The organism is Enterococcus hermanniensis (assembly GCF_001885945.1).
Taxonomy (GTDB): domain Bacteria; phylum Bacillota; class Bacilli; order Lactobacillales; family Enterococcaceae; genus Enterococcus_A; species Enterococcus_A hermanniensis.
The window spans coordinates 214077-233728 of sequence record NZ_JXKQ01000005.1 but is presented as its reverse complement, the minus strand read 5'-3'; the positions used below and the strand labels follow the sequence as shown (position 1 = coordinate 233728).

At 38.0% G+C, this 19652-nt stretch carries 19 protein-coding genes and 1 riboswitch; of the genes, 11 read left to right on the top strand and 8 right to left on the bottom strand.

From position 1 onward, the window contains the following. Nucleotides 1-84: 84 nt before the first annotated feature. Nucleotides 85-1587 carry a helix-turn-helix domain-containing protein gene (locus tag RV04_RS07845; RefSeq protein WP_071857911.1) on the bottom strand — a complete coding sequence of 501 codons (1503 nt, stop codon included), beginning with the start codon at nt 1585-1587 and terminating at the stop codon, nt 85-87. A 172-nt stretch (nt 1588-1759) separates the two neighbouring features. Here RV04_RS07845 and RV04_RS07840 point away from each other — a divergent pair, with 172 nt between their 5' ends. After that, on the top strand, nt 1760-2353 hold the full coding sequence (locus RV04_RS07840) for a TMEM175 family protein (protein WP_071857910.1): 594 nt from the start codon (nt 1760-1762) through the stop codon (nt 2351-2353). Between the two features lie 24 nt (nt 2354-2377). Here RV04_RS07840 and RV04_RS07835 read toward each other — a convergent pair whose 3' ends face one another. Both RV04_RS07835 and RV04_RS07830 read right to left on the bottom strand, forming a co-directional pair. Next, nucleotides 2378-3121 (bottom strand): amino acid ABC transporter ATP-binding protein, encoded by a 744-nt coding sequence (locus RV04_RS07835; RefSeq protein ID WP_071857909.1) that lies wholly within the window; start codon nt 3119-3121, stop codon nt 2378-2380. Nucleotides 3122-3160: 39 nt separating this feature from the next. Further along, nucleotides 3161-4759, bottom strand: coding sequence for an ABC transporter permease subunit (locus RV04_RS07830; protein ID WP_071857908.1), 1599 nt, complete (start codon nt 4757-4759; stop codon nt 3161-3163). Between the two features lie 127 nt (nt 4760-4886). After that, nucleotides 4887-5060: riboswitch (Lysine riboswitch) on the bottom strand. A gap of 209 nt (nt 5061-5269) precedes the next feature. Here RV04_RS07830 and RV04_RS07820 point away from each other — a divergent pair. From RV04_RS07820 to RV04_RS07810, 3 genes are read left to right on the top strand one after another with little or no spacing between them, the layout of a single operon-like run. Then, nucleotides 5270-5971, top strand: coding sequence for an NAD-dependent protein deacylase (locus RV04_RS07820; RefSeq protein WP_071857907.1), 702 nt, complete (start codon nt 5270-5272; stop codon nt 5969-5971). A gap of 47 nt (nt 5972-6018) precedes the next feature. Beyond that, entirely contained in the window at nt 6019-6861 is an 843-nt protein-coding gene (locus RV04_RS07815) for a chorismate mutase (protein ID WP_084405573.1), read from the top strand. Continuing rightward, nucleotides 6854-7375 carry a transcription repressor NadR gene (locus tag RV04_RS07810; RefSeq protein ID WP_071857906.1) on the top strand — a complete coding sequence of 174 codons (522 nt, stop codon included), beginning with the start codon at nt 6854-6856 and terminating at the stop codon, nt 7373-7375. The genes RV04_RS07815 and RV04_RS07810 overlap by 8 nt, the downstream gene beginning before the upstream one ends. A 63-nt stretch (nt 7376-7438) precedes the next feature. Here RV04_RS07810 and def read toward each other — a convergent pair whose 3' ends face one another. Further along, entirely contained in the window at nt 7439-8002 is a 564-nt protein-coding gene (gene def / locus RV04_RS07805) for a peptide deformylase (RefSeq protein ID WP_071857905.1), read from the bottom strand. Between the two features lie 266 nt (nt 8003-8268). Between def and rpsO the strand changes: the two genes are divergently transcribed. From rpsO to RV04_RS07790, 3 genes are all read left to right on the top strand, one after another. After that, nucleotides 8269-8538, top strand: a complete 270-nt coding sequence (rpsO, locus tag RV04_RS07800) for a 30S ribosomal protein S15 (RefSeq protein ID WP_071857904.1) — start codon at nt 8269-8271, stop codon at nt 8536-8538. A 210-nt stretch (nt 8539-8748) separates the two neighbouring features. Then, nucleotides 8749-10872, top strand: a complete 2124-nt coding sequence (pnp, locus tag RV04_RS07795; RefSeq protein ID WP_071857903.1) for a polyribonucleotide nucleotidyltransferase — start codon at nt 8749-8751, stop codon at nt 10870-10872. A 259-nt stretch (nt 10873-11131) separates the two neighbouring features. Next, nucleotides 11132-13129, top strand: coding sequence for a KUP/HAK/KT family potassium transporter (locus RV04_RS07790; RefSeq protein ID WP_071857902.1), 1998 nt, complete (start codon nt 11132-11134; stop codon nt 13127-13129). Nucleotides 13130-13165: 36 nt separating this feature from the next. Here RV04_RS07790 and RV04_RS07785 read toward each other — a convergent pair whose 3' ends face one another. The 3 genes from RV04_RS07785 to RV04_RS07775 all read right to left on the bottom strand — a co-directional run bounded on the left by RV04_RS07785 (nt 13166) and on the right by RV04_RS07775 (nt 15837). After that, nucleotides 13166-14614 carry an MATE family efflux transporter gene (locus tag RV04_RS07785; protein WP_342741675.1) on the bottom strand — a complete coding sequence of 483 codons (1449 nt, stop codon included), beginning with the start codon at nt 14612-14614 and terminating at the stop codon, nt 13166-13168. Between the two features lie 47 nt (nt 14615-14661). Beyond that, the gene (locus RV04_RS07780; RefSeq protein WP_071857900.1) at nt 14662-14985 is read right to left on the bottom strand and encodes a DUF960 domain-containing protein; all 324 of its coding nucleotides are present in this window, start codon (nt 14983-14985) and stop codon (nt 14662-14664) included. Between the two features lie 234 nt (nt 14986-15219). After that, complete coding sequence (locus tag RV04_RS07775) at nt 15220-15837, bottom strand: 50S ribosomal protein L25/general stress protein Ctc (RefSeq protein ID WP_071857899.1); 618 nt, start codon at nt 15835-15837, stop codon at nt 15220-15222. Nucleotides 15838-16234: 397 nt separating this feature from the next. On the opposite strand from RV04_RS07775, the gene RV04_RS07770 reads away from it, so the two are divergent. The 4 genes from RV04_RS07770 (at nt 16235) to arr (ending at nt 18872) form a co-directional block, all read left to right on the top strand. After that, nucleotides 16235-16951, top strand: a complete 717-nt coding sequence (locus RV04_RS07770; RefSeq protein WP_071857898.1) for a pseudouridine synthase — start codon at nt 16235-16237, stop codon at nt 16949-16951. Nucleotides 16952-16962: 11 nt separating this feature from the next. Beyond that, entirely contained in the window at nt 16963-17649 is a 687-nt protein-coding gene (locus tag RV04_RS07765) for a YjjG family noncanonical pyrimidine nucleotidase (protein ID WP_071857897.1), read from the top strand. 71 nt (nt 17650-17720) lie between these two features. After that, nucleotides 17721-18347 (top strand): uridine kinase, encoded by a 627-nt coding sequence (udk, locus tag RV04_RS07760; protein WP_071857896.1) that lies wholly within the window; start codon nt 17721-17723, stop codon nt 18345-18347. A 117-nt stretch (nt 18348-18464) separates the two neighbouring features. Further along, on the top strand, nt 18465-18872 hold the full coding sequence (gene arr / locus RV04_RS07755) for an NAD(+)--rifampin ADP-ribosyltransferase (RefSeq protein WP_071857895.1): 408 nt from the start codon (nt 18465-18467) through the stop codon (nt 18870-18872). Nucleotides 18873-18919: 47 nt separating this feature from the next. On the opposite strand, the gene RV04_RS07750 is transcribed toward arr, so the two are convergent. Next, nucleotides 18920-19606 (bottom strand): 2,3-diphosphoglycerate-dependent phosphoglycerate mutase, encoded by a 687-nt coding sequence (locus RV04_RS07750; protein WP_071857894.1) that lies wholly within the window; start codon nt 19604-19606, stop codon nt 18920-18922. Nucleotides 19607-19652: the final 46 nt, after the last annotated feature.

The following is a 19652-nucleotide window of genomic DNA, read 5'->3' as shown; positions in this document are numbered from 1 at the left end:
AAAAAGCCGGGATCCTATTTTAGGATTCTGGCTTTTTTTTAAGATAAAAATGGCCCGAAAGATTGACTGATTCGGGCCATTTTATTATTCATATACGCGGTTTTTTTTGTCGTAAATATTTCTTAACTCCATATATAATGGAATTAATTCATGTTTAGTATACGGGAAATCTAATTGGTACAATGGAATATTTGGTTTCTCTTTTTTCAATAGAGAGGAAGAACTGATAATCAAATCGTAATCTTCTTTTAGTGAAATATCATAAGGTTCCGCATCAATAAAGCGTAAATCTTCTAAGAAGCGATATAAGTCATGGACAAAGATCGCATTATGCTCTAAAGCAATTCCTACCTTAAGATTAGTTGCATAAGGGAATTGATTAAAGTAAGGCAAAAATAAACGATTAAATGCACGCGTAAGGTATGGATGAACCGAACTCATAAAGCTAAATGAAGGATTGTCTTTAGCCATTTGCATGAAATTTTGAATATTTTGGAAAAGAATATATTCACCACGTGTTTGTTTTTCATGAGGGTTCATTACTAATTCGATCATGCTAGGGAATGGTTGACGGAAAATGAAATAGCCAAATGTAATATTTAATAAGTTAGCTACAACTAATGGGTCATCCATTACTTCCGGACGATCTGGGAACAAGGCTTTCTTAGCAAAATTTCGGAATTCAGTAACAAACTCATTCACAGGATTTGGTCGAGCATCAAAATCATGAATTGTTTGTTTCAAACTTTGGTCATCGCGAATCGTGTAGAATGGAGAATAATGGGCTAAGAAATAAATAAAACTAGATTCACCTTTTAACTGACGTGTCGTCATCGGTACATCAATGATGTCACGTAATGAAGTGAAATCATAATAAGGATTATCTTTCATTAAAAAGTTATAGCGTGGATCGTATTTAGCAAATTTCTTTTTCTTGAGGCGAATGATAAAGATGCAAGTAAATAGTTTGAGTTCTTGACTCCCAAAATAAGTTCTTGATAACGGGAAGTAATCCTTATATGTATCGATCAATTGATTCAGTAGGTGTTGATCTACTTCTAATGGACATTCAATCCCACGTGTACCTAACCATAAAAGATCAAATAGTGCCAAACGAATTAAACGCTCGTCACCAGACATCCCAGCTTCGGTATACGTAAAGCGGATATTGAAACGTTTTAAATGTTTTTTTAGCTTATCGATTTTACGTGAAACAGTCGAACGACTCACAAAATATTTCTCGCAAAAATGTTCAATGGTTGGGTTTTCTTCATTTAAAAAATATAAGATAAATTGGAATGGAACAGCTTGTTGTAATAAATGATATTGATACTCGTCGACACTGACATTCAAATTTTCTAGATTCACTTTGCCGGCACGCATCATGATCGTTTCGTGGTTGGGACGGATCTCCGCTAACTCTTGATCGATTTCATTTAATTCAATCACGCTCTGTTGATAATTTAAGTCTAAATCTTCTGACAATTGATTGATTGCTAAGATTTGTTTTGTTGACTGGTTTAAGTATTTAAAAATGTTAAAACGTAAGAGGAGTGACGGATCAAACATAAGTTCCTCGTATAACATCTATATTCCTCCTTAATTAATTTCATCCAATATCTGAATTTGTTTAAGTATATTTTCTCCTATATTGTACTTTATTTACATAGGACTGTCAGTTATAATTTGGGTAAATATGGCTAAATTTACATAAAGAAAAAATAAATTTCATGATATTCTAAGAAAGAAGTTGAAAAAAATGACAAAGTCACGTTTAGAAGCGTTTACAGACGGGGTTGTCGCGATTGTCTTGACAGTACTAGTATTAGATATCCAGATACCTGACGCGCCAACGTTAGCTTCTTTAATAAGTATTACAAATACCTTACTTGCCTATATTGTTAGTTTCATCTTTGTAGCGGTCATTTGGGTCAACCATCATCGGATGATGCAGATGGCAACTAGAATTGATTATCGAGTGATTTGGGCAAACATCTTTTGGCTTTTTTGGCTAACTTTGTGTCCGGCAGTGACGAGTTGGGTGGGGCGAAATCCAGCAGCCTTTTGGCCTGAATTTTCTTATGTGGTCATTTATATGATGTGGAGTTTTTCTTATGGTATCTTATCCAAACAATTGATTCAAGCAAACGAACCTGACAGCCATGTTGTTCAAGTTTTGAAGCGTGATCAACGAAGTCGATTATCGATTGTCATCAATTTATTGACGCTGGCAGGTATTTTTATTTTTCCACCGATCGGGATTATCGGTCGCTTTTTAGTATCTGGAATTTGGGTGATCTCGTACAAACAAGCAAATAATTACTATCAAAAAATAGTAAAGAAAAAGTCGTAGGATTCAAATCCTACGACTTTTTTATTAAGCTTGTGGGTGTAAGACCCGGTGTAAGAATTCTTTTGTTCGTTCTTCTTTTGGATGAACAAAGATATCTTCTGGCGTTCCTTCTTCAGCGATCAAACCTTTATCCATGAAAATCACGCGATCAGATACTTCTTTAGCAAAAGCCATCTCATGGGTAACAACGACCATAGTCAACCCGCTCTCAGCTAATTTTTTCATGATCTGTAAAACATCGCCGACCATTTCAGGATCGAGAGCTGATGTAGGTTCATCGAATAACATCACTTCAGGGTCCATCGATAAAGCACGAGCTATCGCAACCCGTTGTTTTTGTCCACCAGATAATTGCGCAGGTTTAGCATCGATGAAACGAGCCATCCCAACTTTTTCTAAGTTTTCAATCGCTATTTTACGTGCTTCCGCTTCTTTACGACCTAGAACCGTTATTTGTCCGCTCATACAGTTTTGCAATACATTCATATTGTTGAATAAGTTGAATGACTGGAATACCATCCCTAAATGAGTTCGATATTTTGGTAAGTTGTAACCAGGAGCTAAAACATTTTCACCTTGGTACATGATTTTTCCATCAGTGGGTGTTTCTAATAAGTTGATGCAACGTAAAAAGGTAGATTTACCGGACCCAGATGCACCGATGATTGTGACCACTTCACCCTTGTTTACGTTCATATTGATATCTTTTAAGACGAGATTATCGCCGAAGCTTTTTTTCAAATGTTCAATTTCAATAATACTACTCATAATGATCCTCCCTAAGTGATAAGAATTTCTGATTGATTTTTATTTATCTTCACCAATTGCAACGTCTACGTCATCTAAACGAACATAAGCAGAAGGGCCATCCATTTTTTTCTCAACGACACGTAAAATACGTGTTGCTGTAAAGGTCAAGATGAAGTAAATCACACAAATGATGAAGTATGTTTGGAAGAACATGTAGTTCGTTCCGGCAGCTGATTTCCCTTGGAAAAACAATTCAGAAACAGAGATGATACTCAATACGGAAGTATCTTTGATATTGATAACCAATTCATTCCCAGTTGCTGGCAAGATATTACGTAGTACTTGTGGTAAGACCACTTTACGCATCGTTTGGCCATGGGTCATCCCGATAGCATGTGCGGCTTCGAATTGTCCTGGATCTACAGCGAAGATTCCGCCACGAACGATTTCAGACATATAAGCACCTGTATTAATTGAAACAATAAATAGGGCAGCTAGGGTCCGATTTAAATCGATTCCGAAAGCCATTGCGATTCCGTAGTAAATAACGGCTGATTGAACAATCATCGGTGTACCACGGAAAATTTCAATATACGCATTTAAAATCCAACCGAAAAGTTTTTGGAAGCCACGTTTAGCACTATTGTCTGAGATAGGTAGTGTACGGAACACACCCACTAATAATCCAATCAGTGTACCAACAGTTGTACCAATGATTGCAAGCATCAATGTCACGCCTGTACCGCGTAGGAACATCATTCCGTTTTGTCTTAAGATACGAACAAAAACATTTTCTTTTTTGCCGCTAGAACTTTGGGTTTCATCTGAAGCAGGTTGATCTTTGATCGCTTGATCCATAATTTTTACGCGTTCTTCTTTTGAGATTCCCGCTAAAATTTGATTGACTTGAGCTACATCCGAGTCGCCTTTACGCATCCCAACAGAAACTTGAACATCTTCAGGATTGGTTTGGAAACCATTCGCATCATCAAATTCGACCATTTTTAAATCCGAATTGACACTTTCAGCTGTCACACCTTCAGGTCGTTCGCTGACATACCCATCAATGGTTCCGGACTCTAAGGCAACGCGCATTGCTGGGAAATTATCCATCGCTTGCTGTTTATTGACGCCAGGTATTTGCGAAATCACATCATAATGGAATGTACTTAATTGAGCAGTGACTTTCGCACCAGAGAAATCTTTGATCGAAGTCGCTTTAGCATATTTGGTATCCTTGCGAGTAACAATCACTAATTGAGATTCATAATAAGGATCTGAAAAATCGATTTCTTTACTACGTTCAGCCGTAGGAGACATCCCCGCGATGATCGCGTCGATTTTTCCAGATTGTAATGCAGGTAGTAAGCCATCCCACTCAGTTTTTACGATGACTAATTTACGATTCATTTTTTCGGCGATCTTCTTCGTCATTTGGACATCATAGCCGCCGGCATAAGATTTATCTCCTTGGATTTGGACGGCCCCGTTTCGATCATTATTTTGAGTCCAGTTGAAAGGAGCATATCCGGCTTCCATGCCGACTCTTAGTTCTCCTTCGGGGGTCTTTTCGTCAGCGTGACTGACTAAAGGTGCTGCAAAAAGTGACACAAACAAAGCAATAAATGCGATAACTGAAAAGTTTCTTCTATTCATAATTTCTCCCTTTCTTGAAATTACGAGATTGGGTAATGCTGTCTTTGGAAAAATTTGCAACAAAAAAAGCCGCCGATAAAGTCTATAAGGCCGCTTGCAAATAATAAGAAGATGATGTTCCCTCTCACAAAAACATAGCGCAACTTAGCATCACTGCTAAGACAGTCCGCAAGTTCTTAGCTTGCGTCCCAACATACAGAATAAAGAGAATTCTGTACATTTCGGCGAAACTTCCTAGACCTATTTCATCGTGTCTCTACACTCCATAGGGTTAATAAGGTTCGCGACCTCTACCTCATTGATTTGAGGCATCTCGTATTCAGTTATTATGTTTCACAGTCTAAAGGCTAAAAATAAAAAAGTCAATAAAATCATTTGAATTAGCTAAAAATAGTGGTTGGATATTTTAATCTAATGAAACTATTTGTCAAAAAAGACAAACAATTAAAGAAAAATTGTCTTTTTGCTTTGTTTCAAAGTTATATTATACTGTTTTATGAGGTGGTAAAAATGGAGATCACAGTGGATCAAGCAGTCGAAGCAATCAAAAAAAGTTCAAAGATCACTTTTCTTACTGGAGCGGGAGTGTCGACACCTTCTGGCGTGCCTGATTATCGTTCATTGCAAGGTGTTTATCACGGAATCGAAGCACCAGAATATTTATTAAGTAATGAATGTCTAATCAATGAACCTGAAAAATTTTATACTTTTGTCAAACATCTATACCATACAAAAGCTCAGCCTAATGTGATTCATCGCGTGATGGCAGAAATGGAAGAGACGAAACAAGTATCGGTGGTTTCGCAAAATATCGATGGACTCCATACCGCTAGTGGAAATCAGCGATTGGTAAATTTTCATGGCTCCCTTTATAATTGTTACTGTCGGAACTGCGGACAAATTGTTGCTTGGAATGAATATTTAACAAGTGACCGTCATGTGACTTGTGGAGGACAGCTCCGACCGGATATTGTTTTGTATGGTGAAGGATTTGATGAAGGTGTGATCCAACAAGCTGTTCAGGCCGTTCGACAAGCAGAGTTGATCGTGATCGTAGGAACGAGTTTTCAAGTCCATCCATTTTGTGATTTGGTTTATGAAAAAAACAACCATGCGCAAGTAATAGTCATCAATAAAACGCCTATCTATTTAGCAAGTGACTATCAGTTTGTTCAAACAGATGGCACAGCTGTTTTTCAACAATTGAACTAGATAAATTAAACTTTTTAATAGATGAATATTAGTAGGAGGAACTTTACGTGGAATTAACAGAAAAAGAAAAGATGATCGCTGGGAAATTATACTTTGCCAGTGATCCTGAATTATCCGCAGATCGAAAAGATGCTCGGGTAAAATTACGAGCAATCAATCAAGAAACGGATAAAACTAAACGAGAAGCCTTTGTGAAAGAAGCTTTCGGTGGGACGAAAAATCATGTGTATGTTGAACCATCGATTTCTTTTGATTATGGATACAATATTTTTGTGGGAGAGAATTTTTATTGTAATTTCCACAATGTTTTTCTAGATATTTGTCCCATCACGATCGGTGATAATTGCATGTTTGGCCCCAATGTCCAACTATATACAGCGAGTCATCCTATTGAACCAGTAAAACGCAATAGTGGGTTAGAATTAGGAAAACCAATTACGATTGGTGACAATGTTTGGATCGGCGGTTCCGCTGTAATTGTCCCAGGTGTAACACTAGGTGACAATGTCGTAGTAGCAGCTGGAGCAGTAGTCACAAAATCATTTCCTGACAATGTTGTTCTTGGAGGCAATCCTGCACAAATCATCAAAACAATTGAAGAAGAACCTAAAAAAGATCCATTAACAGAAGCGCGTAAAAAAATTGATCAAATCGACCAAGAGCTAGTTGGTCTTTTAGAAAAACGGATGGCTGCGGTATCAGAAGTGACAGCTTATAAAGCACAGACGAAAAAAGCTGTTTTGGATGTGAGTCGCGAAGCGTCCGTCTTACAAAAGATTGCAGAGGCTGTCAAAGATGAAGCGTACCGCGAAACGATTGTTGAAACCTTTAAAGATATCATGAAGCAATCACGAAACTATCAAGAAGGGCGGTTAAACAAACATGATTGATGGTGATCACAGAAAAGCAGAGATTTTAGCGGCGTTGCAAGAAACTGAAAAACCGATCAGTGCTACGAGTTTTGCCAAAGAGTTTGGCGTCAGTCGTCAAATCGTTGTCGGAGATGTCGCGTTGCTACGAGCGGCAGGTGAAAATATTGTCGCAACTGCAAGAGGCTATTTACTAGAAAGAGAATCAAAAAAATTAGTTAGTAAAATCGCCGTTCAACACGATCGTTCACAGGCAGAAGAAGAATTACGGATTATCGTGGAGCATGGTGGAGAAGTCATCGATGTAATTGTAGAGCATCCATTATATGGTGAATTAGCTGGTGGACTACATGTCGCATCGCAAAAAGATATCGATCGCTTTTTATTGGCGGCTCAAAAGTATCAAGCCGCATTCCTATCAGAATTAACAGATGGCATTCATTTGCATACGATTGCGTATGAAAGTATCGAAAATCTAGCGGAAATTGAGCAAGCACTTGCTAAAGCTGGGATTTTATATGAGGAAAGAGATTAAATCGTTATAGATGCACAAAAAACGAGGGCTAAAGTAAAAATACTTTAGTCCTCGTTTTTTTAGTTAGTCAATAACTAAAACACCATCTTTTAAATGTAATGGATTTTGATCATTGATATGATCGTAGAACATGATGCCATTGATGTGATCGATCTCATGCTGAACCACGATTGCTTCATAATTTTTAAGCCGAACTTTGTGTGCTTCACCTTCGGCATCAAAATAAGAAACAGTAATACGCGCTGCACGGACAACATAACCTGGTACTTCACGGTCAACGGATAGACAGCCTTCACCTTCGCCAAGGCAAGCTTCTTGAACAGAATGGCTCAAGACTTTTGGATTATACATAACCGTACTCAAGCTACTTTCTGGTTTTTCAGGGTCAGTGCTTGGAACGTGAACAGCAATGATCCGTTTTGAAATATCTAATTGGGGAGCAGCTAAACCTACTCCACCACGTAAGTGTAATTCTTCTGCTTTTACGGGATCTTGACTGTTTTTTAGAAATTGCAACATTTCATTACCAAGTTCTACGTCTTCAGCAGTTGGAGGGATCGGGACTTCTTTGGCGACTGCGCGCAAGGTTGGATTACCTTCCCGAATAATATCATCCATTGTGATCATTAAAAAAGTCTCCTCTCAGACATATTTTCATCACGTTAGTTTAACACAAAAAATAAGTAAGGTAAAAAAACTGTTTTTCTTTTGCTGTTCTTTAAAAATTCTGTAATGATTTCAAAAGTAGAGGTTAAAATTTTGTATAGCTTGATTTTTAAAGCTAAATCAAGTAAAGTATTAAAGTGTGCATAGACGCACCACCTATCACTTGGTTAGGCGAATCACCAACGCTGTACTCAGTCATAGGAAAAAATCAGGAAGAGGTGAAAAACATGGCAATCTCAAAAGAACGTAAAAACGAAATCATCAATGATTTTGCACGCCATGAAGGAGATACTGGTTCTCCAGAAGTACAAATCGCTGTATTAACGGAAGACATCAATCAATTGAATGAGCATGCACGTATCCACAAAAAAGACCACCATTCATACCGTGGCCTTATGAAAAAAATTGGACATCGTCGTAACTTGTTAGCTTACTTACGTAAAACTGACATCCAACGTTACCGTGAATTAATCCAACGTCTAGGACTACGTCGTTAATTCGTACTACTATGAAAGTGAGGTTCCTAGGAATCTCACTTTTTTTGCTAGTTAATTCGTAAAAACTGAGTTTTGCTCAGAAAAAATAAAAGCCCATTTGATTAGCGTGTTGTCACTCTACTAACCAAATGCAAGTAGAGGTTAAGCTGTTCAACCGCTATTTCCATTTGTTTAGTAGCGTCGCACTGGTCAAAGGGAAAAGGAGAAATTATGTCAGAAAAACAAGTTTTTAAAACCACTTGGGGCGGACGTCCTCTGCAAGTTGAAATCGGTCAGCTTGCCAAACAAGCAAATGGTGCTGTATTGGTTCGCTATGGCGATACTGTCGTATTAAGTGCTGCAGTAGCTTCAAAAGAAGCAAAAGATACTGACTTTTTCCCATTAACAATCAACTACGAAGAAAAAATGTATGCAGTTGGAAAAATTCCTGGTGGCTTCATTAAACGTGAAGGACGTCCAAGTACTGAAGCGACTTTGACAGCCCGTTTAATCGACCGTCCGATCCGTCCGATGTTTGCAGATGGTTTCCGTAATGAAGTCCAAGTAACAAACGTTGTAATGAGTGTAGAACAAGATTGCTCACCATCAATGGCAGCAATGTTCGGTTCTTCTTTAGCATTAGCTATTTCAGATATTCCATTTGACGGACCAATCGCCGGTGTGGATGTTGGTCGTGTGAACGGCGAATATGTTTTAAATCCTACGGTTGAACAACATGCACAATCAGATATTGATTTAACTGTTGCCGGAACAAAACAAGCCATTAACATGGTAGAATCTGGTGCTAAAGAAGTATCTGAAGAAGATATGTTAGGCGCACTATTGTTTGGTTTTGATGCAATCAAAGAACTAGTGGCTTTCCAATCTGAAATCGTAGCTGCTGTCGGTAAAGAAAAAATGGAAGTTTCTTTATTACAAGTCGATGCTGAATTGAAAAAAGAAATTTTTGCGAGCTACTATGAAACAATGAAGACAGCCGTAATGACCATGGATAAATTAGCGCGTGAAGACGAGATCGAAAAAGTAAAAGAAACAGTGAAAGAAGTCTACGCTGAAAAATTTGCTGATCACGAAGACGCAGCTCATTTAACAAAAGAAGTGAAACAAATCGCTGAAGATCTTGAAAAAGATGTGGTTCGCGAATTGATCACGATCGACAAAATCCGTCCTGATGGTCGTAAATTAGATGAAATTCGTCCATTAGCTGCCGAAACAGGTCTTTTACCACGTGTTCATGGTTCAGGTCTATTCACTCGGGGACAAACACAAGCGTTATCTGCTTGTACATTAGCTCCGTTAGGCGAACACCAAATTATTGATGGATTGGGCTCGGTCGAAAGCAAACGATTCATCCATCATTATAATTTCCCTCAATTCTCTGTCGGTTCAACGGGACGTGCTGGTTCACCAGGTCGTCGTGAAATTGGACATGGAGCATTAGGTGAACGTGCCTTAGCTCAAATTATTCCAAGTGAAGAAGATTTCCCTTACACAATCCGTTTAGTAGCTGAAGTGTTGGAATCAAATGGTTCTTCATCTCAAGCAAGTATCTGTGCAGGTACTTTAGCATTGATGGACGCAGGTGTGCCAATCAAAGCACCAGTTGCCGGAATTGCGATGGGACTTGTCTCTGATGGCGAAAACTATACAATCTTAACAGATATTCAAGGGCTTGAAGATCACCTTGGCGATATGGACTTTAAAGTTGCTGGAACAAAAGATGGAATCACAGCTTTACAAATGGATATCAAAATCCAAGGAATTACTGAACAAATCCTTTCTGAAGCATTAACGCAAGCGAAAAAAGCTCGGATGGAAATCTTAGAAGTCTTAACAGATACCATTGCTGAACCACGTAAAGAATTAAGTCAATACGCACCGAAAATCGAAATGATCAAGATCGATCCAGATAAGATCAAAACAGTTATCGGTAAAGGTGGCGACACAATCAACGGTATCATCGAAGAAACTGGCGTGAAAATCGACATCGATCAAGATGGTAATGTCAGCATTGCTTCTTCTGATGCTGAAATGATCCAAAAAGCAATCAAGATCATTGAAGAATTAACAAAAGAAGTGAAAGTCGGCGAAGTTTACTTAGGTAAAGTTGTTCGTGTCGAAAAATTCGGCGCATTTGTTAACTTGATCAAAGGAAAAGATGCATTAGTGCATATTTCTCAACTTGCAAATGAACGTGTGAATAAAGTAGAAGATGTGGTTAAACTTGGTGATGAAGTCTTAGTAAAAGTAACTGAAATCGATCGTCAAGGCCGTGTGAATGCTTCACGTAAAGCTATGTTAACCGAAGAAGAAAGCAAAAAAGAAGAAAAATAAGTTTGAAAATGACTTTTTTTCTTTGACAAACCTATTATTAAGTCGGATAATACGAGTAAGTTTTAGGGGAGTAGCGACATAGAAGAGTATTCTATGCTTTTAGATCAACAACTAGTGCTTGCCACTGGTCTAAGAGATAATTTGCAAGACCTAAACAATAGTGAAAGCTGTTGTTTAGGTCTTTTTTTGTATTCAATGTGTTTTCCTCATAAAACAGATGTAGCCGAATAGGCAATTATTTATCTTAGGAGTGTGCAAAATGGAAAAGAAAAAAGATCATATGCGAAGGCTCTCAGCAGCAGGATTACTGATTGCGATGGGTGTTGTTTATGGTGATATCGGAACAAGTCCATTGTATGTAATGAAAGCTATTTTAGAATCAAATGGTGGATTAGAAACGGTCACCAAAGATTTTGTACTGGGAGCAGTCTCGTTGGTTTTTTGGACAGTGATGCTTTTAACGACAGTCAAATATGTTCTGATTGCTTTACGAGCGGACAATCACGGGGAAGGTGGGATTTTTTCTTTATATACCTTGGTGCGTAAAGGTGGGAAATACTTGATCGTTCCTGCAATGATCGGTGGGGCCGCTTTATTAGCAGATGGGGTATTGACTCCGGCAGTAACCGTGACTACGGCGATCGAAGGACTGCGAGGAATTCCTGATTTTTATCAAAAATTTGGCAATAATCAAAATGTCATTGTTATCATTACTTTAATTATTCTATTGTTCTTATTTTTGATTCAACGTTTTGGTACAGATTTTGTTGGAAAAGCCTTTGGTCCAGTCATGTTTCTTTGGTTTACATTTTTAGGTTTGATGGGAATTTTGAATATTCCCTATGATTTTAGTGTCATTAAAGCCATCAACCCTTATTATGCAGTCCACTTGTTGTTCAGCCCCGATAATAAAATGGGCGTCTTTATTTTAGGAAGTATTTTCCTAGCAACCACCGGAGCAGAAGCGCTTTATTCTGATATGGGTCATGTGGGTAAAAAGAATATTCATTTCAGTTGGCCATACGTTTTGCTGTGTTTGATGTTGAATTATGCAGGACAAGCAGCCTGGATCTTACATGCCAAAGGAAATGCTTCGATTGAAGCAATCGAAAATTTAAATCCTTTTTTCCAGATATTACCTGATGGATGGATGATTTTTGGCGTTGCGTTTGCTACAATCGCCGCTGTGATAGCCTCACAAGCTTTGATCTCGGGGTCGTTTACATTAGTATCTGAAGCGATCAAATTAAAATTATTACCAAGGATGCGGATCATTTATCCGGGTAAAAGTATTGGCCAAATGTATATTCCAGCCATCAATCTGATTTTATGGGCCACTTGTTCAATCATTGTCTTAACTTTCCGAACTTCTAGTCATATGGAAGCCGCCTATGGTCTTTCGATCACGGTAACTATGTTGATGACGACGTTCTTGTTGTATCATTACCTACTGCAAAATGGAACATCTAAAGTTCTAGCGACGTTGATGCTCATTTTCTTTGGTGTTCTAGAAGGGTTCTTCTTTATCTCAAGCGTGACTAAGTTCTTCCATGGTGGTTTCGTAGCAGTCGCTATGGCATTAATTATTTTAGGTGTGATGTACATTTGGCATCGTAGCAATCGTGTTCAAGAAAATGCGGGTCAAGATGTGGATTTAAGAGATTATTTGCCACAGCTAAAAGAACTACGTGAAGATGATACGATTCCGTATTATCAAACGAATGTAGTCTTTTTAGTGCCGCGTTTAGATGGAGATAATATCCCACAACAATTTATTTATTCGATTTTAGATAAACGCTTGAAGCGAGCTAAAGTCTATTGGTTTGTAAATGTGGAAGTGACCGATGAACCTTATACAGAAGAGTATAGTATCGATATGATGGATACGGATTTTGTCGTAAAAGTTAAATTGTATCTAGGGTTTAGGATTGCTCAAGATGTGAATGTCTATTTGCGTCAGATTATTCATGATTTAATGAAACAAGAGCGTTTACCCAAACAACCCCAACATTATTCGCTCACACCTGGCAGGCAAGTCGGAGATTTTCGTTTTGTAATGATTCAAGAAGAATTATCAAATGTAACCAAGGTTGACAAATGGGATCGTCAAGTCATGCAAGCGCGTTTAGCAATTAAACGCCATACAGTAGCACCAGAAAGATGGTTTGGAATCGAATATAGTGAAGTAACTTATGAGACCGTTCCGTTAATTGTTGGTGAAACAAGAAAAACGTGGCTAAAGGAAAGAAAAATATAATTATTGAAGAAATATAAAAAAGAGTGGAGCCTAAAATTAGGCTTCACTCTTTATTTGTTGTAATTCAAATGTTTGTGATTGATCGAGTTTCTTTAACTTGTGCATTGCGGCAAAGTAAGAAGCCAGTAACACAACTGTTGAGCCGATCCAAGCAAGTGGCGAAGCAAAAGATGCTCCAGCAAAACCGAAGGAATGGGTCAAAATAATCGCTGCGAACGAGCGCATGACTAATTCCATGATCCCTGCAAGTGTCGGGATTTTTGCTTGGCCTAAGCCTTGCAACGTATAACGTAAGACAAGCAGGATAGCTAAAATCCAATACAATGAACCGTTGATATTGAAATACACTTGTGCTAATTCAAAAACCCGAGTTTCACTAGGGCTAACAAACAACCCCACGAAGAAATGACCGCAAGTAACAACTAAAATACCTGCGAAAATCCCAAAGCCGATACACATTATCAAGCATTGTTTCACACCTTGTAAAATTCGGCCATATTCTTTTGCGCCTAAGTTTTGAGCAGTGAAAGTAGCCATCGTAATACCGAATGACATCATTGGTAAAATCGCTAATTGATCGATTCGGCTGGCAGTTGTTTGTGCAGCAACGACGTCCGTTCCTAAGGTGTTTAAAGCAGATTGCAAGATCACAGCGCCAATCGCAATGATCGATGATTGAAAGCCCATCGGTAAAGCCGATTTCAAATGAATCCGAAATTCTTCTTTATCAAAAGAAAAATGTTTGCGATTGATTTGTAATAAAGGAATTTTCCGACGAATGAACCAGATACACATCAAGCTAGAGAAAACTTGTGCGATAACCGTAGCAAATCCAGCTCCGGCAACGCCCATATGGAAGTACATGATAAAAATCAAATCGAGTACAACATTGATGACTACGGCTAAAGCTAGGAAAAAGAGTGGTGTACGGCTGTCACCTAAAGCACGCACCATGTTTGATAAAAGATTAAAACTCATCGAAGCAAAAATACCGGCCAAAATAACTGAAATGAATTCTTGTGCTTGGTTTAAAAGTTCGGGAGGCGTCTGCATTAATAATAGTAAAGGTCGTAAAAATAGTAAGCTTAGTGTTGTTAAAACAATCGTCACCGCTAAACTAATCAAAATCGAAGTGGCAAAACTCTTACGTACGCCTTGAGTATCTTTAGCTCCAAAGCGTTGTGCGGTAATGATCGATAAACCAGAAGTCAAACCTTGAGCAAAACCAATAATCAAGAAACTAACACTGCTAGTCGCACCAACGGCGGCTAAAGCATCTTTACCTAACGTTTGACCTACGACAACCATATCGACCATACTATAAAATTGTTGAAAAACATTTCCTACGAATAATGGCAAAGCAAACAGAATAATCAATTTTGCGGGATTTCCACGAGTTAATTCTTTCATCTTTCTCCTACTTTCTAAATAAATTTTCTGATTGATATTACCATAAAATTTTCTGAAAGCAAGAATATGAAGCAAAATATTAAGAAAAAAAGACAACCCTTAAGAAAAGGTTGTCTTAGCTACTAGCGTTGGCGGATTTCACTTGGTAATAAAATTGTTTGGTGATGGCCATCATCATAGGCATAAACTTCTTGTGGAAATTCATACGAATAATTAAATGGCAAATCGATACCCATTTCAACATTGCTATCTTCTTGTGAGAAATGCATAGTGACATGACCATTATTATTGATCAAATCAAAACTTAAGATATTTTCTAATGGGACCAGTCCCTTTAAGTCTAAGTCAATGATATACCAGATACTATCAATCAGCTCGCCTGGTAAGCTGGATACCACACCGACAGAGGCATAACGGCTTTTTTTTGAATCGAATGTTTCGAACATAGATGTTTCCCCCTTTAGTTGGAATCACTTACTTAAAGTGCAAATAATCTTTGTAGTGATATATTGTAAATCTTTTTAGCTAAAAAAACCACTGATTGTTCTTAACTTATAAGAAATTCTAAACAAGTAGGTGACTTAGTTTAATCCAAAAAATGAGAAGCTTCAATCCATCGATCGGTATAAATGAAAAGAAAAAGGTATGCTGAAACTTCAGCATACCTTACTAGTTCTGGATTATTCTTCGGTTGATTCACCGATAACTTCAGGTTCTGTACCTTCAGCGACTTCATCTTCTGCAGGAAGTTCTTGTGCCTCTTGAACAGCAGCAATTTGTTCTTCTGCATCAGTGACGATTGAGTAGTCACTGTTTTTAGGAAGATCGGCAATAGAGATTGAATCGCCAATTTCTAGTTTAGAAATATCAACGTCGATTCCTTCTGGTAATTTTTCTGGCGTTGCTGAAACAGTTACTGTATAAAGTGTTTGAGTTAACACTCCGCCAGCTTTCACACCTGCAGCTTCACCAACTAAATTCAATTCAGTTTCAGCTTCAGTTTCTTCTGACAAGTTTACAGATAATAGTTCCACGTGAGTTAGACGACGTGTAAAGGTGTCTGATTGTGCTTCACGCAATAATGTGTTCACTTTTTTTCCACCGATTTCAATAGCGAAAACAGTGTTAGCCCCATTTTCACGCAATAGACGAGTGAATTCTCTTTCGTCGATTGAGATAGATGTGCTTTCGATCTTGTAGCCATTTACGACTGCAGGAACTTTTCCTTCGTGACGCAATTTGTTGCGTAGGGAACGGGGACGAGTTGCTCTTTCTTCTACTTTCAATGATACTGCCATAACCAAATTCCTCCTTAAAATGTGACTGTCTGTGGTTTATCAGACAGATTTTATTCAAGTGATGGGTTATTCTCAGCACAATGGCTTTGCGAAAAACGCAAAAAGACAGTTATATACACAACTGTCCAAAAAAGTTTGAGTTCAACTTTCTCTACCAGGTCGTAACGCTGTGTATGAGAAACCTTTGACACCAAGGTGTCGATTCACTTAATCATACGAATCTCTGACTCGTATATTAAAAGTGTAGAACTCTTGAACATAAAATGCAAGGATAAACCCTTTTGCTTTTATTCAAAAATAACAAAAAAAATATTTCGCTATGGAAATAAAAAATGAAACGGTTGTTTTTTTAGGGGATTTCGGTATAATGAGTCCGGTATATTTTAAGGAGCGAGCCATGCGATTAGATAAAGTAATCGAAGAAAATTTAAAAACGACACGAAAAGAAATGAAACGCTTATTTCTAATGAAAAAAGTTAAAGTAGATGGATTAGTGGAGATGGATCAGCACCGAAATGTTGACAGTCGTTTGCATCGAATTGAAGTGAATGGAAAGGTACTGCAGGCGAAACACGTCTATTATTTGCTCAATAAGCCAGCAGGAGTCGTGACGGCTAAAAAAGATCCAAAGTTTAGAACGGTAACTGAATTAATTTCACCAAAAGAACGGCCTGCTGAATTGTATCCTGTAGGACGCTTAGATCGTGATACTACGGGGCTGCTTTTATTAACCGATAATGGTCAACTAGGCTATGAATTATTACGTCCAGATTCAAAAGTAAACAAAACCTACCGTGCGACGATCAATGCACTAGTGACTATAGACGATGTTGCAGCTTTTGCTGAAGGGATCGAATTTCACGGAGGGATTCGTTGCCGACCAGCTAAACTGATTATTTTGACTGCTAATTCAAGCTATTCGGAAGTGTTACTGACGATCAAAGAGGGCAAGTTTCATCAAGTGAAAAAAATGTTCTTGGCGCGTGGGAAAAAAGTAATTAAATTAACCCGCTTAACGATGGGGCCATTACGCTTACCGACCGATTTGAAATCAGGTGACTACCGTCCGTTAACGGAAACAGAATTAAATCAATTAAAAATTTATTTTAGATAGAAGGTAATTTTATGAATTATGACACACTTTTATTCGATATCGACGATACTCTATTAGATTTTAAAGCAGCGGAAGAAGCTGCTTTAAGCAGTTTGTTCGAAGAATTGGCAGTTGCTCCCTCACTTGAAGTTAAACAAAACTATAAACAAATGAACCAAGGATTCTGGCGTGATCATGAATCTGGCTTGTTATCAAGACAAGATTTGTTGAATAATCGTTTCCGGATTTTCTTTGAACAGTATGGTCGTAAAGTTGATGGACCAAAAACAGAAGCTCGTTATCGCCATTACTTGAATCAAGGCTACCAGTTAATGAATAACAGTTTAGAAGTTGTAGAGAAATTAAGCCAAAAAAAAGAGCTTTATGTCGTGACGAATGGTGTTTCAGAAACGCAACACCAACGATTAGCCAAATCAGGGTTAGCCCCTTTTTTTAAAAAAGTTTTTATTTCTGAAGAAATGGGTGTCAACAAACCAATGAAGGAATTTTTTGATATCGTCTTTTCAGAAGTTCCTACTATTGATAAAACAAAAACCGTTATTATCGGTGATTCATTGACCTCAGATATCAAAGGCGGTCAAGTTGCTGGTATCGATACGATCTGGATGAATCCTAAACGTATCGTATCAACAGATATCAAACCGACGTTTGAAATCAAACAGCTAACGGATCTCTATCAAATTTTAGAAGATTTTTGAGTTTTTAATAGTAATTTTAGATTGTTCCGCTATAATGGGACTAATGAAGAAACGAAAGAGGTTTTATTTGCATGAAAAACAAGCCGATTATTATTGGTGTAACGGGCGGTTCGGGAAGTGGTAAAACAAGTGTTAGTCGCGCGATTTACAGTCGTTTTCCCAATCATTCCATTATGATGTTGGAACACGACTCTTATTATAAAGACCAAAGCGGTATCAGTTTTGAGGAACGACTAGAAACGAATTACGATCATCCGTTTGCTTTTGACACGGATCTATTGATTGAACATTTAAAACAGTTGACAAACTATCAAGCAGTCGAAGTACCGATTTATGACTATGTAGCACATACTCGAAGCAAAGATACATATGTCCAAGAACCACAAGAAGTAATCATTCTAGAAGGTATCATGATCTTAGAAGATGAACGCCTACGCGATATGATGGATATCAAGATTTACGTCGATACAGATGATGATATTCGGATCATTCGTCGCATTAAACGTGATATGAATGAAAGAGGTCGGACGCTAGATTCTGTGATCGAACAATATTTAACCGTCGTCAAACCAATGTATCATCAATTTATTGAACCAACGAAACGCTATGCAGATATTATCGTGCCAGAAGGCGGCGAAAATCATGTGGCGATCGATTTGATTGCGACAAAAGTAGCAAGTTTTTTGAATCATGATTAAATTCAAGGACGCTGAGTTTACCTCAGGGTCTTTTTTTTATGTAAAAGTGTAATCTTTTGTCGATAGAGTCTTTTTTTTGTACGATAAATTAAAATCGGGAATCGGGGAGTGGCAGATATGGATACCAGAGAAATCAAAGGACCTTTTTATCATGGAACAAAAGTAAAACTCGATGTAGGTGGGTACTTAACTGCAGGTCATCATTCGAATTACCGTCCAAATGTCATCATGAATCATATCTACTTTACGACGTTAAAGGATGGTGCTGGTTTAGCTGCGGCACTAGCTAAAGGAAACGGAAGAGAATATGTTTATCAAGTCGAACCGCTGGGAGAATTTGAAGATGACCCGAATGTAACAGATAAAAAATTCCCCGGAAATCCGACCAAATCATATCGGAGTACTCAGCCACTTAAAATTGTTGCTCAAGTGACGGATTATCAATCGTTGAGTAAAGAAGAACGAGCCGCTTGGAAAGAACGATTGGCAGTGATCAATACTAGCGATGATAAAATTATCAATTAAAAGCAATAAAAAATCCCGACTCATTAATGAGTCGGGAAATATTTTTATTATAAGTAGTATTTTTTAGCTACTGTTAAGTCATCATTCAAGTCATAAACAAGTGGTTGACCTGTTGGGATTTCTAAGTCCATGATATCTTCATCAGAAATACCTTCGATGTGCTTAGCTAATGCACGTAATGAGTTACCGTGAGCAGCAACTAAAACAGTTTTGCCATCTTTCAAAGCAGGAGCGATTTCGTCTTGCCAGAAAGGTAGAGCACGTTCTAAAGTAACTTTTAAGTTTTCTCCTCCAGGAATATCGCGAGGGTCTAACATTGAGTAACGACGATCTTGAGCAGCTGAACCTTCGTCAGTAGCTTCCATCAATGGAGGTAATACGTCGTATGAACGGCGCCAAATGTGAACTTGGTCGTCACCGTATTTTTCAGCAGTTTCTTTTTTGTTTAATCCTTGTAATTTACCGTAATGACGTTCGTTTAAGCGCCAAGATTTAACAGTTGGTACCCAAAGTTGGTCAGATTCTTCAAGAATATAGTTACATGTTTTGATTGCACGAGTTAAAACTGATGTATAAGCTACATCAAATTCAATTCCTGCTTCTTTGATTTTACGTCCGCCTTCTTTTGCTTCTTCGACACCTTCTGGAGCCAAGTCAACGTCTGCCCAACCAGTAAATTGGTTCAATTTGTTCCATTCACTTAAGCCGTGACGAGAAAAAACTAATTTTGGCATAATATTCTCTCCTTTGAAATTTCTGAAATTTTCAATTACTGAGTCA